Consider the following 16,728-nt stretch of genomic DNA (forward strand, 5'->3'; position numbering starts at 1 on the left):
GGTACCGCAGCATTGTCCTGACGTGCGCGGAGACGGTCACGCGGTTTTCCGCCGGTGGCCGGCGCGGAACGACGGAATACCGGCGGGGCCGGTGGCCCACGCGGAACGACGGAATACCGGCGGGGCCGCCCGGCGTAGAAGCTGGTATGGATCCCGTGCGCCTGTCCGTCCTCGACCGCTCCCGCACCCGCGAGGGGCACACCCACCCCGAGGCGCTGCGCGACACCGTGCGGCTCGCGCAGGAGCTGGAGCGGCTCGGCTACCACCGGTTCTGGGTCTCGGAGCACCACGGTGTGCCCGGCGTCGCCGGTTCGGCCCCGACCGTGCTGGCCGCGGCCGTGGCGGGCGCCACCCGGACGATCCGGGTCGGCACCGGCGGGGTGATGCTGCCCAACCACCGTCCCCTGGTCGTGGCCGAGCAGTTCGGCGTGCTGGAGTCGCTGTTCCCCGGGCGGATCGACATGGGGCTCGGCCGGTCGGTCGGTTTCACGGACGGCGTGCGCAGGGCCCTGGGCCGTGACAAGGGCGACGCCGACGACTTCGAAGCCCAGCTCGCGGAGCTGCTCGGCTGGTTCCGGGGCACCTCCCCCACCGGAGTCCACGCCCGGCCCGCCGAGGGCCTGACCGTGCCGCCGTTCGTCCTGGCGATGGGCGAGGGCGCCGCCGTCGCCGCCCGCGCGGGCCTGCCCATGGTCATCGGCGACCTCAGGAACCGGGACCGGATGCGGCGCGGCATCGACACGTACCGCGAGTCGTTCCGCCCCTCCCCCTGGGCCGCGGAGCCCTACGTCGTCGTCTCGGGCACGATCGCCGTGGCCGGCACCCCCGAGGAGGCCCGGCGGCTGCTGATCCCGGAGGCCTGGTCGATGGCGCACTCCCGCACCCACGGCACCTTCCCGCCGCTGCCGCCCGCCGAGCGCGTGGCGACCCTCACCATGACCGGCAAGGAGCGCGGCTTGTACGAGTCCGGCCTGACCGGCCACATCGCCGGCACCGAGGACCAGGTGGCGCACGAGCTGGAGACCCTGCTGAAGGAGACGGGCGCGCAGGAGGTGCTCGTCACCACCAGCACCCACGACCGCGAGGCCCTGCTGGACTCCTACCGGCGACTGGCCGCGATCACCTCCGGTTAGAGTCGTCTCCCATGCACGACCGCGACCCCCATGACCCGTTCGTCCGTGTCCGCGGAGCCCGAGAACACAACCTGCGGGGCGTCGACGCCGACATCCCCCGGGACGTGCTGGCCGTGTTCACCGGTGTGTCCGGCTCGGGCAAGTCGTCGCTGGCGTTCGGCACGATCTACGCGGAGGCGCAGCGCCGCTACTTCGAGTCGGTGGCGCCGTACGCGCGCCGGCTGATCCACCAGGTCGGCGCGCCGAGGGTCGGGCAGATCACGGGTCTGCCCCCGGCCGTCTCGCTCCAGCAGCGCCGGGCGGCGCCCACCTCGCGCTCCTCCGTCGGCACGGTCACCAACCTCTCCAATTCCCTGCGCATGCTGTTCTCGCGGGCCGGCACCTACCCGCACGGCGCCGAGCGGCTCGACTCCGACGCCTTCTCCCCCAACACGGCGGTGGGGGCCTGCCCGGAGTGCCACGGGCTCGGGCGGGTGCACCGCACCAGCGAGGAGCTGCTGGTCCCCGACCCGTCGCTGTCGATCCGGGACGGGGCGATCGCGGCGTGGCCGGGAGCCTGGCAGGGCAAGAACCTGCGGGACATCCTCGACGCGCTCGGTCACGACGTGGACCGGCCGTGGCGGGAGCTGCCCGCGGCCGAACGGGAGTGGATCCTGTTCACGGACGAGCAGCCGGTGGTCACCGTGCACCCGGTACGGGACGCCGACCGGATCCAACGGCCGTACCAGGGCACGTACATGAGCGCCCACCGGTACGTGATGAAGACGTTCGCGGACTCCAGGAGCGCCACCCTGAGGGCGAGGGCCGAGCGGTTCCTCACCAGCGCTCCCTGTCCGGCGTGCGGAGGCAGCCGGCTGCGTCCCGAGGCCATGGCGGTGACGTTCGGCGGCCGCACCATCGCCGAGCTGGCGGCACTGCCCCTGGTGGAGCTGGGCGCCGGTCTGGACGCGACCTCACAGGCCGCCCGGGTCCTCACCGACGATCTGAGGTCCCGGATCGCGCCGGTCGTCGAGCTGGGTCTCGGCTACCTCAGCCTCGACCGGCCGGCCCCCACCCTCTCCGCGGGCGAACTGCAGCGCCTGCGGCTCGCCACCCAGCTGCGCTCGGGCCTGTTCGGGGTCGTCTACGTCCTCGACGAGCCGTCGGCCGGGCTGCACCCGGCGGACACCGAGGCGCTGCTCACGGTGCTGGAGCGGCTGAAGTCGGCCGGGAACTCGGTGTTCGTCGTGGAGCACCACCTGGACGTGGTGCGGGGCGCCGACTGGCTGGTCGACGTGGGTCCGGGCGCGGGCGAGCACGGCGGGCGGGTGCTGCACAGCGGACCGGTGGCCGGGCTGGCTCAGGTGGCGGAGTCGGCGACGGCCCGCTACCTGTTCGACCACTCCCCCGCCCCGGCCCGGAAGGTGCGCGAGGCGACGGGATGGTTCAGGACCGGCCCCGTCTCGCGGCACAACCTGCGCGGGGTGACGGCGGAGTTCCCGCTCGGCGTGTTCACCGCGGTCACCGGGGTGTCCGGCTCCGGCAAGTCGACGCTGATCGGGGAGATCACGCAGGAGCCGGCGGGGGTGGGCCGGCTCGTCTCGGTCGACCAGAAGCCGATCGGCCGCACCCCGCGGTCGAACCTCGCCACCTACACGGGCCTCTTCGACGTCGTGCGCAAGGTGTTCGCCGCCACCGACGGGGCCCGCGCACGCGGTTACGGCGTCGGGCGGTTCTCCTTCAACGTGGCGGGCGGGCGCTGCGAGACCTGCCAGGGCGAGGGGTTCGTCAGCGTGGAGCTGCTGTTCCTGCCGAGCACGTACGCGCCGTGCCCGGACTGCGACGGGGCGCGCTACAACCCGCCCACGCTGGAGGTGACGTACCGGGGGCGGAACATCGCGCAGGTGCTGGATCTGACCGTGGAGGCCGCGGCGGAGTTCTTCGCGGACACCCCGGCCGTGGCCCGCAGCCTCGGCACCCTGCTCGACGTCGGCCTGGGCTACCTGCGGCTCGGCCAGCCCGCGACCGAGCTCTCCGGTGGTGAGGCGCAGCGCATCAAGCTGGCGAGCGAACTGCAGCGCGGTCGGCGCGGCCACACGCTCTACCTCCTCGACGAGCCGACGACCGGTCTGCACCCGGCGGACGTGGACGTTCTGATGCGTCAGTTGCACGGCCTCGTGGACGCCGGGCACACCGTGGTCGTCGTCGAGCACGACATGTCGGTCGTCGCGGGCGCGGACTGGGTGATCGACCTGGGCCCCGGCGGCGGCGACGCGGGCGGCCGCATCGTGGCGGCGGGCCCGCCGCGCGACGTCGCTCGCGCGGCGGACAGCCGGACGGCCCCGTACCTGGCACGCGCCCTGTCCGGCTCCCGCTGAGGCCGGGCGGCGCGCCGCGCACCGGGCCGGGCACGAGGAACCCGGACGGGGGAGAGAGCCCGGCACCGCGGACGAGGGGCCGGGGCCGGCCGCCTGTGCGGCGTGGGAGGCCCTCATGCCACCAGCACGGTGTGCGTCCACGACGGTGTCGTCGTCTCGGGGGGCTGGGCGGCGCGGGCCAGGGTGCGGCGGTCGGTGCCGGTGTCCGGCGGGATCGGGTCCCGGACCTCGACCTCGGCGACCAGGCCGCGGGCCGTCGCCACCCGCCACAGGGAGGCGAGCAGGGTGTCCGCGCCGACGTAGGCGGGCGCCGTGGTGGTCGTGCCGTCCCCGAGCCGGTAGCGGAGCCGGACCGGCTGGACCGGCACACCGGCGTCCAAGGCGGCCTGGAAGACGGCCCGGCGGAACGTGCCCTGGGCCCGGCCGCACCAGGTGCTGCCCTCGGGGAAGGCCGCGACCGCGGTGCCCTGGCGCAGTGCACCGGCGATCCGGGCGACGGTGTCCGGGAGGGCGCGCAGCCGGTCCCGTTCGATGAACAGGGTGCCGCCTCGTGCTGCCAGCGCGCCGGCGACGGGCCAGCGCCGCACCTCGGTCTTGGCCAGCATCCGGGCGGGACGTACGGCGGCGAGCAGCGGTATGTCCAGCCAGGAGATGTGGTTGGCGACCAGCAGCAGTCCCCCGGTGGGGGCGGCGGCGCCGGTGATACGGACCCGGACACCGGCGGCCCGTACGATCCACCGGCACCAGCGCCCGATGAGCGACTGCGGTATCCGGGGCCCGAGGGGCGTCAGGGCGATCCCCGCGAGCAGGAGCAGGACGACCGCGCCGAGCCGCAGCACGGCACGCGGCACGTCCCGCGCCCGCACGGCCGCCGGTGCCCGGACGCAGACCTCGGGCGTGCAGGGCGCGGTGGGCAGCCAGGCGCTCATCAGGCCGGCACGAGGGACAGGAAGTGGCGCAGGTAGCGCCCGTTGACGCGGCTCATCGGCAGCAGCACGTACAGGTCGGCGACGCCGAAGTCCGGGTCGTGGGCCGGTGCGCCGCACACCCAGGCGCCGAGGCGCAGGTAGCCGCGCAGCAGGGCGGGCAGTTCGACGCGGGTGGCGGGTGCGGGGCCCGGTGTCCACGGCAGCAGCGGCCGGACCCGGAACTCCTCCGGAGAGAGGTGCTTGTCGCTGACCCGGTCCCAGGTGGCGGACGCGAGGGCGCCGCCGTCGGCGAGCGGGACGGAGCAGCAGCCGGCGAGCCACTCGTGGCCGCGGTCGACCATGTAGCGGGCGATGCCCGCCCAGATGAGGCCGATGACGGCGCCGTCACGGTGGTCGGGGTGCACGCAGGAGCGGCCGACCTCGACGAGCTGCGGCCGGATCCCGTCGAGCGCGCTCAGGTCGAACTCGCCCGCCGAGTACAGCCGCCCGGCGACCGCCGCGCGCTCCGGCGGCAGCAGCCGGTAGGTGCCGACGACCTGGCCGGTCGTCTCCTCCCGGACGAGCAGGTGGTCGCAGTACGCGTCGAACGCGTCGGCGTCGAGGCCCGGCTGCGGACCGGTCAGCAGGGCGCCCATCTCCCCGGCGAAGACGTCGTGCCGCAGCCGCTGGGCGGCGCGCACGTCCTCCTCGTTCCGGGCGAGGGCGACGGTGTAGCGGGTGGGGGCCGTGGACCGCGCGGGGCGGTCGGCGGTCAGTACGCCGGTCATGGCACTCTCCTGGTCACGGGCCGGTCGGTGAGGCGGTGCGGGGCGCTGAGCGGTGTCCGCGGTCGTACGCCTCTGTTCTCCCGAGACCGGCTGACCGTCGCGTGTCATGTGCAGAGAGAGCGGGTGTGAGGTTGCTGAACGACTCGCGCCCCCGAGACCCCTCCGGGTCGGCGGCCGGGGCCCGGATGGCGTAGCTGCGCACGCGGACACCGGCTCCTGCGGCGAGAGTGAGCTGCATGACAGAACCCGGAGCCGGCGGGCGACGCGAGGGCTCGGCCCCGTCCACCACGCGCCGGCGCACCGTGCGCGGTGCCCGTGAGGCCGCCCGGCGCGCCGCCGAGGCGCTGACGGAGTTGATCAGCCACCGCCTCGAAGGGGTGTCCGCGGTGTGCCGGGGCGAGGACGACGGCTGGGTCGTCGACGTCGACGTGCTCGAACTGGCCCGCATCCCCGACACCACCAGCCTGCTCGCGACGTACCGGGTGGAACTGGACTCGGCGGGCGAGCTGGTGCAGTACCGCCGGATCGCGCGCTTCCGGCGCGGCGCCCAGGACCAGTGACCGGAACGCCGCAACCGCCCACCGGAAGGACCGCCGCATGACCGTCTACAGCGACGAGATCGTCTGTGCTCCCCGCGCCGGGACCCTCTACGACGTACTGGAGCTGATTCTCGACCGCGGCATGGTGATCGACGTCTTCGTGCGCGTCTCGCTGGTCGGGATCGAGATCCTCAAGATCGACGCGCGCATCGTGGTCGCCAGCGTCGACACCTACCTGCGCTTCGCGGAGGCGTGCAACCGCCTGGATCTGGAGCACGACACACGCTCCAAGACCGTGCCGGAGCTGTTCGGCGGACCGGTCTCCAGGACCATCGGCAAGGCGGGCGCCAAACGCGCCGCCCGTTCCCTGACCGACAAGGTGCGCGACGTCCTCACCCCGGACGACGACGCGGACGACACTCCCGACGACGACACCGGCTCCGCTACCGAGCGCGCCCCGCGTCCGGCGCGCAAGCGCCGCAGTGACGACGACCGCCCGCGGCCCCGGCGCCGCAAGGCCGAGGAGGAATGATCGTGACGGCCACCGCCGCCCTCACCACCGCCGGCACGCTCGGCACCCTGTACGTGTACGGCATCGCCCCCGCGGGTGTCCGGACCCCGCGGGCGCCCGGGGTGGACGGCGCGGCGGTGCGGCTGCTGACCGAGGACGGGCTGTGCGCGGCCGTCTCGGACGCGCCGGAGTCCGTCCGGGCGCGTCGACGGGACCTGATGGCCCACCAGGCGGTTCTCGGCGAACTCGCCGCGCAGGGCCCCGTCCTGCCCATGCGCTTCGCCGTCCTGTCTCCCGACGCGGAGTCGCTGCTCGCTCAACTGCGCACCGGACGGGCCCGCTTGGAGGCCCAGCTCGACGGGGTCCGGGATTGCGTCGAGATGAACGTGAAGGGCACGGTGGTGCCCGGCTGCTTCGCCGACCTCGTGCGCAGGGACGACACGCTGCGCACGCTCGCCCGCCGGGCACGGGAGCGCCCCGGCTACGAGGCGAACGTACGGCTGGGCGAGGCGCTCGCCAAGGGCGTCGCGCGCGAGGCCCGGGGCGCGGCACGGGAGGTGCTCGCGCGCCTGGCTCCGCTCGCCGTGCGCACGGCGCCGGGGCCGGTCGACGACGAGCAGGTGCTCAGCACGTCGTTCCTGGTGCGGTCCGCCGACGAACAGCGCTTCCGGCACGCCGTGGCCGCGCAGGCACGCGAGGTCGGGGACCGGCTGGCGCTCGGCGTGACGGGCCCGCTGCCGTGCTACAGCTTCGTCGACGCGCCGTCCGTCACGGCCGGCCGGTGACCCGGTGGGACTCGTGACCGGGCTCCTGCTGCTGCCGCTCGCCCCGGTGCGCGGCATGCTCTGGGTGGCCGACCACCTGCTCCAGGAGGCGGAACGCCAGGCCCGTGACCCGCGTGCGGTGCAGGCGCGGCTGGCGGCACTCAACCGGGCCCTGGAGGAGGGCGCGATCGACGAGGAGGCCTTCGAGGCAGAGGAGGAGCGGTTGCTCGCCCGCCTGGACAGTCCGGTCCGGTACACAGGACATCGCGGGGGTGCTTCGTGACCGACCTCGGCACCTGGCCCTCGGGTCCCGGAGTCCAGCCGGCCGGGCCGCCTTCCGGAAGCCTCGCGGACCTGCTCGAACGCGTCCTGGACAAGGGCATCGTCATCGCGGGCGACATCAAGATCGACCTGCTCGACATCGAGTTGCTCACCATTCGTCTGCGCCTGTTCATCGCCTCGGTCGAGACCGCCAAGAAGGCGGGCATCGACTGGTGGGAGACCGACCCGGCGCTGTCCTCACGCGCCGCGCGTGATGCCCTCACCGAGGAGAACGCCCGACTGCGCGCGCGGCTCGAAGCCCTGGAGGGCACCGACGCCGACACCGCCGAGGTGGCCCGATGAGCACGCGGCCGGCCGACCGGACCCCCGCGATCGAGCCTGACAGGCTGAACCCCACCCTCACCTGCGTGTTCGCCGTGACGGACACGCCTCCGCCGCATGAGGCGGTGCCGCTGACACCGGGCCATGAGGGCGGCGGTCCGCTGCGTGTCCTGGCCGCGGGGCCGCTGCACCTGATCGTGCAGGACGTGCCGGCGGCGGCCTTCGGGGAGGCGGTGCTCGCGGAGCGGCTCAACCGGCCGGAGGAGCTGGAGCGCTGCGCCCGCGCCCACCACCGGGGCGTGGAGACGGCCGCGAGTGCGGGCCCGGTCGTCCCCCTGCCGATGGCGACGCTGTACCTGGACGACCACAACGCGGTGCGGGCCGTCACCGCACGGGCGGCGTCCCTGCGCAGCCTGCTGGACCGGCTGCGCCACCGCACCGAGTGGGCGGTGAAGGTGCACGGCCCCGCACGCGCGCACGCGTCCGGCGCCGCCGGGGACGGACCCGCCGACGGACGGTCGTACCTGCGCCGGGTGAGCGAACGCCGGCGCACCGAGCGCGAGGAGCGCGAGCGGGCCCTGGCGCGGGCCCACGCCGTCGACCGGGAGCTGCGGAGGTACGCCGTCGCGGCGACGCGGCACCGGCCGCAGAGCGAGCAGTTGACCGGCAGGAGCGTCCCGCAGCTGCTCAACGCGGCCTATCTGGTCGACGACGGGCGGCGCGCCGAGTTCGTCCGTGCCGTCGGCGAACTGGCGGGCGACGCCCGGCGGTGGGCCGTGGAGGTCACCCTGTCGGGGCCCTGGATCCCGTACTCCTTCGCCCGCTCCGACGCGGCGGAGGCCGATGCGCACCAGGAGGCCGGCGCATGACCGTACCCGTACCCGGCGGTGCCGACCGCACGGCGGTTGTCTGGGACGACCCGGAGCCGTACGCGCCCGTCGGAGTGCCGCTCGTCGACCTGCTCGACCGGGTGCTGGCGACGGGCGTCGTGGTCAGCGGCGACCTGGTGCTGGCCATCGCCGACGTGCCGTTGGTGCGGATCTCCCTGCACGCCCTGCTGGCGTCGGTGAGCGACCGGGTCCCCGCGCCCTGGTCGGACAGCGGGCCGCTGTGACCGCCCCGCGCGCCCATGCGCTGGACCTCGACCCCGAGCGGGTCACGAACGATCTGGCGGCCCTGGTGCTGACCGTGGTGGAACTCCTGCGGCAGCTCATGGAACGCCAGGCGGTCCGCCGTTTCGACGAGGGCACGCTCAGCGCCGAGCAGGAGGACCGGCTCGGTACCGCGCTGATGCTGCTGGACGAGCGCATGGACGAGCTGTGCGCACAGCACGGGTTGCGCCGCAGCGACCTGAATCTGGACCTCGGTCCACTGGGGCCGCTCCTCGCCGATCCCGGCGTGTGACGACGCCCCGGCAAGGGGCGCGGGGAACTGCGCGACCGGCCACAGCCCACCCGCAGCCGCCGAAGCGCAAAAGCCCCTACGGCGCTACCGCTTCACCTTTCGCGCAGCCCGCAGCCACTCCTTGTTCATGCTGGTGATGGACATGAGCGGAATCCCCTTCGGGCAGGCCGTGGCGCACTCGCCCGCGAGCGTGCACCCCCCGAACCCCTCCTCGTCCATCTGCTCCACCATGTCCAGCACCCGTGTCTCCCGCTCCGGCGCCCCCTGCGGCAGCACGTTCAGATGGTTGATCTTGGCGGACGTGAACAGCATCGCCGCCCCGTTGGGACAGGCCGCCACACACGCCCCGCACCCGATGCACTCGGCGTGCTCGAAGGCGAGGTCGGCGTCCGGCTTCGGCACCGGCGTGGCGTGCGCCTCGGGGGCCGCCCCGGTCGGCGCGGTGATGTACCCGCCGGCCTGGATGATCCGGTCGAAGGCCGAACGGTCGACGACCAGGTCCTTGATCACCGGGAACGCCGACGCCCGCCACGGCTCGACGTCGATCGTGTCGCCGTCCTCGAAGGACCGCATGTGCAGCTGACAGGTGGTGGTGCGCTCGGGCCCGTGCGCGTCGCCGTTGATGACGAGCGAACACGCGCCGCAGATGCCCTCGCGGCAGTCGTGGTCGAAGGCGACGGGGTCCTCGCCCTTGACGATGAGTTCCTCGTTGAGCGTGTCGAGCATCTCCAGGAAGGACATGTCGGGCGAGATGCCGTCCACCTCGTACGTGGACATCGTGCCGTCGGCGTCGGCGTTCTTCTGCCGCCAGACGCGCAGGGTGAGCTTCATGCGTAGCTCCGCTGGGTGGGGTGGACGTACTCGAAGACCAGGTCTTCCTTGTGCAGGACGGGAGCCGCGCCGGTGCCGGTGAACTCCCAGGCGGCGGCGTAGGAGAACTCCTCGTCCTTGCGGGCGGCCTCGCCGTCGGGCGTCTGGGACTCCTCGCGGAAGTGGCCGCCGCAGGACTCCTGGCGGTGCAGCGCGTCGAGGCACATCAGCTCGGCGAGCTCCAGGTAGTCCACGACGCGGTTGGCCTTCTCCAGCGACTGGTTGAACTCCTCGCCCGTGCCGGGCACCTTGATGCGCCGCCAGAACTCCTCGCGGATCTGCGGGATGCGCTCCAACGCCTTGCGCAGTCCGGAGTCGGTGCGGGCCATGCCGCAGAACTCCCACATGAGTTCGCCGACTTCGCGGTGGAAGGAGTCGGGGGTACGGTCACCGTCGACGGACAGCAGCAGGTTGAGCCGGTCCTGGGTGTCGGCCAGCACCTCCTGGACGACGGGGTGTTCGTCGGTGAGCGTCTCGTGGTGCGGGTTGCGGGCGAGGTAGTCGTTGATGGTGGAGGGCAGGACGAAGTAGCCGTCCGCGAGTCCCTGCATCAGGGCGGAGGCGCCGAGCCGGTTGGCGCCGTGGTCGGAGAAGTTGGCCTCGCCGATCGCGAACAGGCCGGGGATCGTGGTCTGGAGGTCGTAGTCGACCCACAGCCCGCCCATCGTGTAGTGCACGGCGGGGTAGATCCGCATCGGCACCTCGTACGGATCCTCGTCGGTGATCCGCTGGTACATGTCGAAGAGGTTGCCGTACTTGGCCTCGACGGCCTTGCGTCCCATCCGGGCGATGGCGTCGGCGAAGTCCAGGTACACGCCCTGGCCGCCGGGCCCCACTCCCCTGCCCTCGTCGCAGACGTTCTTCGCGGCGCGGGAGGCGATGTCCCGGGGCACGAGGTTGCCGAAGGACGGGTAGATGCGTTCCAGGTAGTAGTCGCGCTCGTCCTCGGGGATCTCGTTCGGGGGCCGCCGGTCGCCCTTCGCCTTCGGCACCCAGATCCGGCCGTCGTTGCGCAGCGACTCGCTCATCAGCGTCAGCTTGGACTGATGGTCGCCGGTGCGCGGAATGCACGTCGGGTGGATCTGGGTGAAGCACGGGTTGGCGAAGTACGCGCCGCGCCGGTGGGCCCGCCAGACGGCGGTCGCGTTGGAGTTCATGGCGTTCGTCGACAGGTAGAAGACGTTGCCGTAGCCGCCGGAGGCGAGGACGACGGCGTCCGCGAAGTACGTGTCGATCCTGCCCGTCACCAGGTCACGGGCGACGATCCCGCGCGCCCGTCCGCCGACGACGATCAGGTCGAGCATCTCGGTGCGCGGGTGCATCTCGACGTTCCCCGCGGCGATCTGCCGGCTGAGCGCCTGGTACGCGCCGAGCAGCAGTTGCTGACCCGTCTGGCCGCGGGCGTAGAACGTGCGGGACACCTGCACGCCGCCGAACGACCGGGTGTCGAGCAGCCCGCCGTACTCCCGGGCGAAGGGCACGCCCTGGGCCACGCACTGGTCGATGATCTCGACGGAGATCTGCGCGAGCCGGTGGACGTTGGACTCGCGGGCCCGGAAGTCGCCGCCCTTGACGGTGTCGTAGAACAACCGGTGGACGGAGTCGCCGTCGTTGCGGTAGTTCTTCGCGGCGTTGATACCGCCCTGCGCGGCGATCGAGTGGGCGCGGCGCGGCGAGTCCTGGTAGCAGAACTGGACGACGTGGTAGCCCTGTTCGGCAAGGGTGGCCCCGGCGGAGCCGCCCGCGAGGCCGGTGCCCACGACGATCACCGTGTGCTTGCGCCGGTTGGCGGGATTGACGAGCTTGGCTTCGAACCGGCGCTTGTCCCACCGCTCGTGGACCGGGCCGGAGGGCGCCTTGGCGTCGACGACCGGCTCGCCGGTCACGTAGTCCGCGTAAGAGGTCATGTCAGCTCACCACTCCGGTCATGACGGCCACGGGTACGGCGATGAAGCCGGCCGTGAGCAGCAGCGCGAGGACGTTCGCGAGGGTCTTCAGGGCGCGGTCGCGGGTGCGGCTGCCGACGCCGAGGGTCTGGGCGGCGCTCCAGAAGCCGTGCCGGACGTGCAGGCCGAGCGCGAGCATCGCGACGATGTAGACGACGTTGCCGTACCAGGTGGAGAAGGTGTCGACGACGTTCCGGTACGGGTGGCCGTGCCGGAAGCCGGGGTGCACGGTGCCGGTCGTCAGGTCGAGGATGTGCCAGACGATGAACAGGCCGAGGATGATCCCGCCCCAGCGCATGGTGCGCGTGGCGTAGCTCGCCCGCCGCTTCTTGTGCGCGTATCCGCTCGGTCGTGCCCTGATGTCACGGCGGCTGAGCTGGTACGCGGAGACGGCGTGGGCGACGACCGCGACGACGAGCACGACGCGCACCAGCCAGAGCGTCCACTCGTAGTGCATGAACGGCTCGCCGACGGTGCGCAGCCAGTGGGCGTAGTGGTCGAACTCGCCCGCCCCGAAGAAGATCTTCAGGTTCCCGATCATGTGGACGACCAGGTACAGCAGCATGATCAGACCGCTGACCGCCATCACGGTCTTCTTGCCGACGGTGGAGTCCCACACGGTGCGTGCGAAGGGCGGCCGCCGGTCCGTCCGCGTTGCCAGAGCCATGCGCAGCACGCTACGGACGCGCGGCCGATCGGTCCAAGACATGGTCCGGCTTGATTCCATAGGCCGGAGCTATCGTGGGAGCATGCAGTTCCAGCAACTCCAGTACTTCGTGGCGGTCGCCGAGACCCGGCACTTCACCCGGGCCGCCGACCTGGTCCACGTCGCGCAGCCGTCGCTGTCGCAGCAGATCAAAGCGCTGGAGCGGGAGCTGGGCGCGGACCTGTTCCTGCGGGCCCGGGGCAACATCACGCTCACGGACGCCGGTGAGGCGCTCCTGCCGCTGGCCCGCCGCATCCTGGCCGACGCGGACACCGCACGGCACGAGGTGCAGGAGCTCGTGCAGCTGCGCCGGGGCCGGGTCCGGCTGGGGGCCACCCCCAGCCTCTGCACGGGCCTGCTCCCGGAGGTGCTGCGGGCCTTCCACGACCGCTATCCCGGTATCCGGCTGCTGATCGAGGAGGGCGGCTCGCACGACCTGGTACGGGAACTGGCGCGCGGCGCGCTGGACCTGGCGCTGGTGGTCCTGCCCCTGCCGACCCCGTCGCCCGCGCTGACCACGGTGGAGCTGTTGCGGGAGGATCTCGTCGTGGTCTCCTCGCCGGATGCCTCGCCCCCGGGCCGGGGGCGCCGCACCGTGCGGGTCTCCGACCTGGAGGGTGAGCGGCTGGTGATGTTCCGGCACGGTTACGACCTACGGGAACTGACCGTGGCCGCGTGCCGCGCCGAGGGGTTCGAACCCGACTTCGCCGTGGAGGGCGGGGAGATGGATGCGGTGCTGGGGTTCGTGCGGGCCGGGCTGGGGGTCGCCGTGGTGCCTCGGATGGTGGCGGCGAGGTCGGGGCGTGGCCTTCGGGTGACGCCGTTGGCCAGACCCGGCCTGCACCGCACGATCGCGCTGGCGCATCGCAGTGACGTGGCCCCGCCCCGGGCCGCTCGGGAGTTGCAGCGGATGTTGCTCGAGCGGTGAGGCGGTTTCCGGCCGGGAGCGCCGTAGGGGGTGCGCTTCCGTCGGGGGTGCGGGTGCGTCGTGGGTGCGCTTCCGTCGGGGGTGCGGGTGCGTCGTGGGTGTTCGCGCAGTTCCCCGCGCCCCCGAGAAGGTCGACTCAGCCCGTGGCGTCGACCAGCGCCAGCTCGTGCAGTCTCTCCGGTGGGCCCGGCCTCGCGTAGTACCAGCCCTGGGCCGTGTCGCAGCCGAGTATGCGCAGTTGCTCGGCTTGGGCGCCCGTCTCCACCCCCTCCACCGTGACCGCCAGGTCCAGACTGTGGGCCAGGGAGACGATGCCCTCGACGATCTTCAGGTCGACCGGGTCGGCCGGGAACTGCTGCATGCTCTGCGTGAAGGACCGGTCCAGTTTCAGGATGCTGACCGGCAGCCGACGCAGGTTGGCCAGGTTGGAGTACCCCGTCCCGAAGTCGTCCAGGGCGATGTCGACGCCCATCTCCGCCAGCCGCCGCAGCGGCTTGAGCAGATCGTCGTCCGCCCCGATCAGCGCCGACTCGGTGACCTCCAGGCACAGCGCGTCCGGCTCGACGCCGGTGCGCTCCAGGATGTCGACGGTGTCCTGCACCAGACCGGGATGCGTCAACTGGCACGGCGACAGGTTCACGTTGATCCGCAACGGCCCCACCACCTCGGCACCGCCCTGCAGTTCCCGCCACTCGCGGGCCTGGCGCACCGACTGCTCCAGCACCCACCGGCCCAGCGGCACGATGAGTCCCGTGTGCTCCGCGAGCGGGATGAACCGGTCCGGGCCCAGCACCCCGTGCTGCGGATGCAGCCAGCGCACCAGGGCCTCGGCGCCCCGGACACTGCCGTCGCCGAGGTGCACCAGCGGCTGGTACTCGATGAAGAACTCGCCGCGCTCCAGCGCCGTCGGCAGCGCCGTGGTCAGACCGTGCCGGGTGATGGCCCTGGCGTCCGCCTCCGGATCGGCGAGTTCGAAGCGGTTGCCGCCCGCCGACTTGGCCCGGTACATGGTGATGTCCGCGCTGCGCAGCACCTCCGCAGGACTGCGCTCCCCGGCCGGGCCCTCGACGATGCCGATGCTGCCGCGCACGGTCAGCTCCCGGCCGTCGACGCTGATCGGGGCCAGCAGCGCGTTCATGATGCGCCCGGCGAGCTCGTCGACGCCACGCTGGGTGTCGGGCCCGGTGGTCAGCGCCACGAACTCGTCACCGCCGAGTCGCGCGACCATCTCGCCCGGCGCGGTGGTGCAGGACTGCAGCCGGTCGGCGACCTCCACCAGCAGCCGGTCCCCGGCGGCGTGGCCGAGGCTGTCGTTGATGGTCTTGAAGCCGTCCAGGTCCAGGTAGCACAGCCCGAACCGCTGGCCCTCGCCCGCGCCCAGTGCCTTCTCCAGGCGTTCGAAGAAGAACGTCCGGTTCGGCAGCCCGGTCAGCGCGTCGTGCGTGGCCTCGTAGCGCAGCCGCAGGTTGAGCAGCCGTCGCTCGGTGGTGTCCTCCATGAGCGCGAGCTGGTACTGCGGATCGCCGTCGGCGTCACGCAGCAGGGAGACCGTCAGATTGGTCCACAGCACGGTCCCGTCGGGGCGGTAGAACGCCTTCTCCAGGTGGTAGTGCTCCCGCTCGCCGCGGACGAGTTCGTCGTAGAGCCGCCAGGTCTGCGGGGCGTCGTCGGGGTGGGTCCACTGGCGGACGTTGCGGCTGCGCAGCGTCTGCTCGGAGACCCCGAACATGCGCAGCAGCGCCCCGTTGACCTGCAGGATGTTGCCTTCGAGGTCGGCCATGCCGATCCCTATGGCGGCGCCTTCGAAGACCGCGCGGAAGCGGGCCTCGCTCGCGTGCAGTGCCTGCGCCACCACGCCTTGCGCCTTGAGGGCGGCCTGCGCGACGGCCTCCTGCTCGGCCAGGGTCCGCTCGCGCAGCGCCCGGGCGAAGCCGGCGGCCATCGCGTGCTGGAGCCGGGCGCACCGGGCCCGCAGGCCCTCCTGGTCGCCGTCGCCCCCGCAGTACAGGACCAGGTAGGCGTCGACGCAGTCCAGGGTGCGGCTGAGCGCCTCGGGGTCGGTGCAGTGCACGTCCACCAGGGCGGCACCGACCGCCCGGCCCGCCTCGGGGTCGAAGCCGCGGGCCCGCAGCGCCTCGCTCAGCCGCCGGGCATGGGGGAGCAGTTGAGCCTCGAACTCGGGACGGGTCGACGACGTCGAGGTGACGGGGAAGACGGCCCGGCTCCAGATCGTCGCGAACCGCCGCAGTCTGTCCTCCGGCCCGTCCGGTTCCGCGGTCACGCGGTACGCCCCACGCCCGCGAACCCGGAGAACGCGTACGGATCCTCGTCCTCCGGTGCGGCGTCGGGCCGCCAGCGCGGCATCGCCACCAGTCCGGGTTCCACCATGTCGTACCCCTCGAAGAACCGCGCGATCTCCTCGCGCGAGCGCATGATCAGCGGGTTGCGGATGTTCGTGTACACGTCCACCGCGCCCCCGGCCCGCTCCTGCGGCAGCGGGACCCCCTCGTAGGAGGCGTGGGTCAGCACGAGCAGGCTGCCGGGCGCGAGCGCCTCGCCCAGTTCGGCCACGGCCCCGTACGGGTCGTCCTCGTCCTCCACGAAATGCAGTATGGCAACGAGGAGCAGCGCGACTGGCTGATTCAGGTCGATCAGCCGCTCCACCTCGGGGCTGGTCAGGATCTCCTGGGGCTTGCGCAGGTCCGCGGCGACGACGCCCGCGTCCTCGTTGCCCTGCAGGACCGCCTGGCTGTGCGCGACGGCCACCGGGTCGTGGTCGACGTAGACCACCCGGGCGCCGGGGCGGGCGGCCTGTGCCACCTCGTGGACGTTGCCGAAGGTGGGGATGCCGGAGCCGATGTCGAGGAACTGGGAGATGCCCTCGTCGGCGGCGTACCGCACGGCGCGGCGCATGAACGCGCGGTTCGCCTGCATGATCTTGGGAAGCCCCGGCATGAACTCCATGGCCTTGCGGGCCGCTTCCCGGTCGACCTCGAAGTTGTGCGATCCGCCCAGGTAGTAGTCGTACATCCGGGACACGCTGGGCACCGAGACGTCGATGCTCCGTGGGGCCCAGGCGGGACGCTCCATCTATCTCTCCAAGGCGTAGGCGATCCGGTGTTCGAGCAGAGGCTACTGATCGCCCGCCAATGGAGCGACCCGAAACGGAAATTGACCATCCGTTCCCGGTCACTGCCTGCGGCACGTGCCGCATTGATACCCCTGGGCATGCCCTTCGAACACATGACGAACGATGTCCGGGGCCATTGCG

General features: G+C 72.7%; 18 protein-coding genes. 11 read left to right on the forward strand and 7 right to left on the reverse strand.

The annotated features are described in order from the left end of the window. Positions 1-146: 146 nt before the first annotated feature. Together ACFV20_RS05490 and ACFV20_RS05495 are read left to right on the forward strand one after the other, a co-directional pair. On the forward strand, positions 147-1,133 hold the full coding sequence (locus ACFV20_RS05490; protein WP_385652640.1) for an LLM class flavin-dependent oxidoreductase: 987 nt from the start codon (positions 147-149) through the stop codon (positions 1,131-1,133). A gap of 11 nt (positions 1,134-1,144) precedes the next feature. Then, positions 1,145-3,490 (forward strand): ATP-binding cassette domain-containing protein, encoded by a 2,346-nt coding sequence (locus tag ACFV20_RS05495; RefSeq protein WP_385652644.1) that lies wholly within the window; start codon positions 1,145-1,147, stop codon positions 3,488-3,490. Positions 3,491-3,603: 113 nt separating this feature from the next. Here ACFV20_RS05495 and ACFV20_RS05500 read toward each other — a convergent pair whose 3' ends face one another. Both ACFV20_RS05500 and ACFV20_RS05505 read right to left on the reverse strand, forming a co-directional pair. Continuing rightward, positions 3,604-4,419, reverse strand: coding sequence for a lysophospholipid acyltransferase family protein (locus ACFV20_RS05500; RefSeq protein ID WP_385652647.1), 816 nt, complete (start codon positions 4,417-4,419; stop codon positions 3,604-3,606). Then, a complete protein-coding gene (locus tag ACFV20_RS05505; RefSeq protein ID WP_385652649.1) occupies positions 4,419-5,186 on the reverse strand; it encodes a GNAT family N-acetyltransferase in 768 nt (255 codons plus the stop codon). The genes ACFV20_RS05500 and ACFV20_RS05505 overlap by 1 nt, the downstream gene beginning before the upstream one ends. Positions 5,187-5,422: 236 nt before the next feature. Between ACFV20_RS05505 and gvpO the strand changes: the two genes are divergently transcribed. From gvpO to ACFV20_RS05545, 8 genes are read left to right on the forward strand one after another with little or no spacing between them, the layout of a single operon-like run. Next, a complete protein-coding gene (gene gvpO, locus ACFV20_RS05510) occupies positions 5,423-5,746 on the forward strand; it encodes a gas vesicle protein GvpO (protein WP_385652652.1) in 324 nt (107 codons plus the stop codon). 37 nt (positions 5,747-5,783) lie between these two features. After that, the gene (locus ACFV20_RS05515) at positions 5,784-6,257 is read left to right on the forward strand and encodes a gas vesicle structural protein GvpA (RefSeq protein WP_385652655.1); all 474 of its coding nucleotides are present in this window, start codon (positions 5,784-5,786) and stop codon (positions 6,255-6,257) included. Continuing rightward, positions 6,254-7,021: a GvpL/GvpF family gas vesicle protein gene (locus ACFV20_RS05520; protein WP_385652657.1), complete on the forward strand. Its 768-nt coding sequence runs from the start codon at positions 6,254-6,256 to the stop codon at positions 7,019-7,021. The genes ACFV20_RS05515 and ACFV20_RS05520 overlap by 4 nt, the downstream gene beginning before the upstream one ends. A gap of 4 nt (positions 7,022-7,025) precedes the next feature. Further along, complete coding sequence (locus tag ACFV20_RS05525) at positions 7,026-7,283, forward strand: gas vesicle protein GvpG (protein WP_385652660.1); 258 nt, start codon at positions 7,026-7,028, stop codon at positions 7,281-7,283. Further along, entirely contained in the window at positions 7,280-7,624 is a 345-nt protein-coding gene (locus ACFV20_RS05530) for a gas vesicle protein (protein WP_385652663.1), read from the forward strand. Before ACFV20_RS05525 ends, ACFV20_RS05530 begins: the two co-directional genes overlap by 4 nt. Next, entirely contained in the window at positions 7,621-8,472 is an 852-nt protein-coding gene (locus tag ACFV20_RS05535; RefSeq protein WP_385652666.1) for a GvpL/GvpF family gas vesicle protein, read from the forward strand. Before ACFV20_RS05530 ends, ACFV20_RS05535 begins: the two co-directional genes overlap by 4 nt. Then, entirely contained in the window at positions 8,469-8,717 is a 249-nt protein-coding gene (locus ACFV20_RS05540; RefSeq protein WP_385652668.1) for a gas vesicle protein, read from the forward strand. The genes ACFV20_RS05535 and ACFV20_RS05540 overlap by 4 nt, the downstream gene beginning before the upstream one ends. Then, complete coding sequence (locus ACFV20_RS05545; RefSeq protein WP_385652670.1) at positions 8,714-9,007, forward strand: gas vesicle protein K; 294 nt, start codon at positions 8,714-8,716, stop codon at positions 9,005-9,007. Before ACFV20_RS05540 ends, ACFV20_RS05545 begins: the two co-directional genes overlap by 4 nt. Before the next feature lie 84 nt (positions 9,008-9,091). Here ACFV20_RS05545 and ACFV20_RS05550 read toward each other — a convergent pair whose 3' ends face one another. From ACFV20_RS05550 to ACFV20_RS05560, 3 genes are read right to left on the reverse strand one after another with little or no spacing between them, the layout of a single operon-like run. Next, a complete protein-coding gene (locus ACFV20_RS05550; RefSeq protein WP_003994568.1) occupies positions 9,092-9,838 on the reverse strand; it encodes a succinate dehydrogenase/fumarate reductase iron-sulfur subunit in 747 nt (248 codons plus the stop codon). Then, positions 9,835-11,784, reverse strand: a complete 1,950-nt coding sequence (locus tag ACFV20_RS05555) for a fumarate reductase/succinate dehydrogenase flavoprotein subunit (protein WP_385652673.1) — start codon at positions 11,782-11,784, stop codon at positions 9,835-9,837. The genes ACFV20_RS05550 and ACFV20_RS05555 overlap by 4 nt, the downstream gene beginning before the upstream one ends. Before the next feature lies 1 nt (position 11,785). After that, positions 11,786-12,490 carry a succinate dehydrogenase gene (locus ACFV20_RS05560; protein WP_385652676.1) on the reverse strand — a complete coding sequence of 235 codons (705 nt, stop codon included), beginning with the start codon at positions 12,488-12,490 and terminating at the stop codon, positions 11,786-11,788. An 82-nt stretch (positions 12,491-12,572) separates the two neighbouring features. On the opposite strand from ACFV20_RS05560, the gene ACFV20_RS05565 reads away from it, so the two are divergent. After that, positions 12,573-13,457: a LysR family transcriptional regulator gene (locus ACFV20_RS05565; protein ID WP_385652679.1), complete on the forward strand. Its 885-nt coding sequence runs from the start codon at positions 12,573-12,575 to the stop codon at positions 13,455-13,457. A 136-nt stretch (positions 13,458-13,593) separates the two neighbouring features. Here ACFV20_RS05565 and ACFV20_RS05570 read toward each other — a convergent pair whose 3' ends face one another. Together ACFV20_RS05570 and ACFV20_RS05575 are read right to left on the reverse strand one after the other, a co-directional pair. Further along, positions 13,594-15,738, reverse strand: a complete 2,145-nt coding sequence (locus ACFV20_RS05570; protein ID WP_385652682.1) for a putative bifunctional diguanylate cyclase/phosphodiesterase — start codon at positions 15,736-15,738, stop codon at positions 13,594-13,596. Then, positions 15,735-16,547, reverse strand: coding sequence for an SAM-dependent methyltransferase (locus tag ACFV20_RS05575; protein ID WP_385652685.1), 813 nt, complete (start codon positions 16,545-16,547; stop codon positions 15,735-15,737). The genes ACFV20_RS05570 and ACFV20_RS05575 overlap by 4 nt, the downstream gene beginning before the upstream one ends. Between the last annotated feature and the right edge of the window lie 181 nt (positions 16,548-16,728).

Source organism: Streptomyces sp. NPDC059696, from assembly GCF_042733745.1.
GTDB lineage: Bacteria > Actinomycetota > Actinomycetes > Streptomycetales > Streptomycetaceae > Streptomyces.

Coding starts and splice junctions, on each gene's coding strand:
- ACFV20_RS05560 (WP_385652676.1), bottom strand. CDS start 12,490: ATGGCTCTGGCAACGCGGACGGACCGGCGGCCGCCCTTCGCACGCACC.
- ACFV20_RS05495 (WP_385652644.1), top strand. CDS start 1,145: ATGCACGACCGCGACCCCCATGACCCGTTCGTCCGTGTCCGCGGAGCC.
- ACFV20_RS05555 (WP_385652673.1), bottom strand. CDS start 11,784: ATGACCTCTTACGCGGACTACGTGACCGGCGAGCCGGTCGTCGACGCC.
- ACFV20_RS05535 (WP_385652666.1), top strand. CDS start 7,621: ATGAGCACGCGGCCGGCCGACCGGACCCCCGCGATCGAGCCTGACAGG.
- ACFV20_RS05490 (WP_385652640.1), top strand. CDS start 147: ATGGATCCCGTGCGCCTGTCCGTCCTCGACCGCTCCCGCACCCGCGAG.
- ACFV20_RS05500 (WP_385652647.1), bottom strand. CDS start 4,419: ATGAGCGCCTGGCTGCCCACCGCGCCCTGCACGCCCGAGGTCTGCGTC.
- ACFV20_RS05520 (WP_385652657.1), top strand. CDS start 6,254: ATGATCGTGACGGCCACCGCCGCCCTCACCACCGCCGGCACGCTCGGC.
- ACFV20_RS05575 (WP_385652685.1), bottom strand. CDS start 16,547: ATGGAGCGTCCCGCCTGGGCCCCACGGAGCATCGACGTCTCGGTGCCC.
- ACFV20_RS05505 (WP_385652649.1), bottom strand. CDS start 5,186: ATGACCGGCGTACTGACCGCCGACCGCCCCGCGCGGTCCACGGCCCCC.
- ACFV20_RS05515 (WP_385652655.1), top strand. CDS start 5,784: ATGACCGTCTACAGCGACGAGATCGTCTGTGCTCCCCGCGCCGGGACC.
- ACFV20_RS05565 (WP_385652679.1), top strand. CDS start 12,573: ATGCAGTTCCAGCAACTCCAGTACTTCGTGGCGGTCGCCGAGACCCGG.
- ACFV20_RS05550 (WP_003994568.1), bottom strand. CDS start 9,838: ATGAAGCTCACCCTGCGCGTCTGGCGGCAGAAGAACGCCGACGCCGAC.
- gvpO (WP_385652652.1), top strand. CDS start 5,423: ATGACAGAACCCGGAGCCGGCGGGCGACGCGAGGGCTCGGCCCCGTCC.
- ACFV20_RS05540 (WP_385652668.1), top strand. CDS start 8,469: ATGACCGTACCCGTACCCGGCGGTGCCGACCGCACGGCGGTTGTCTGG.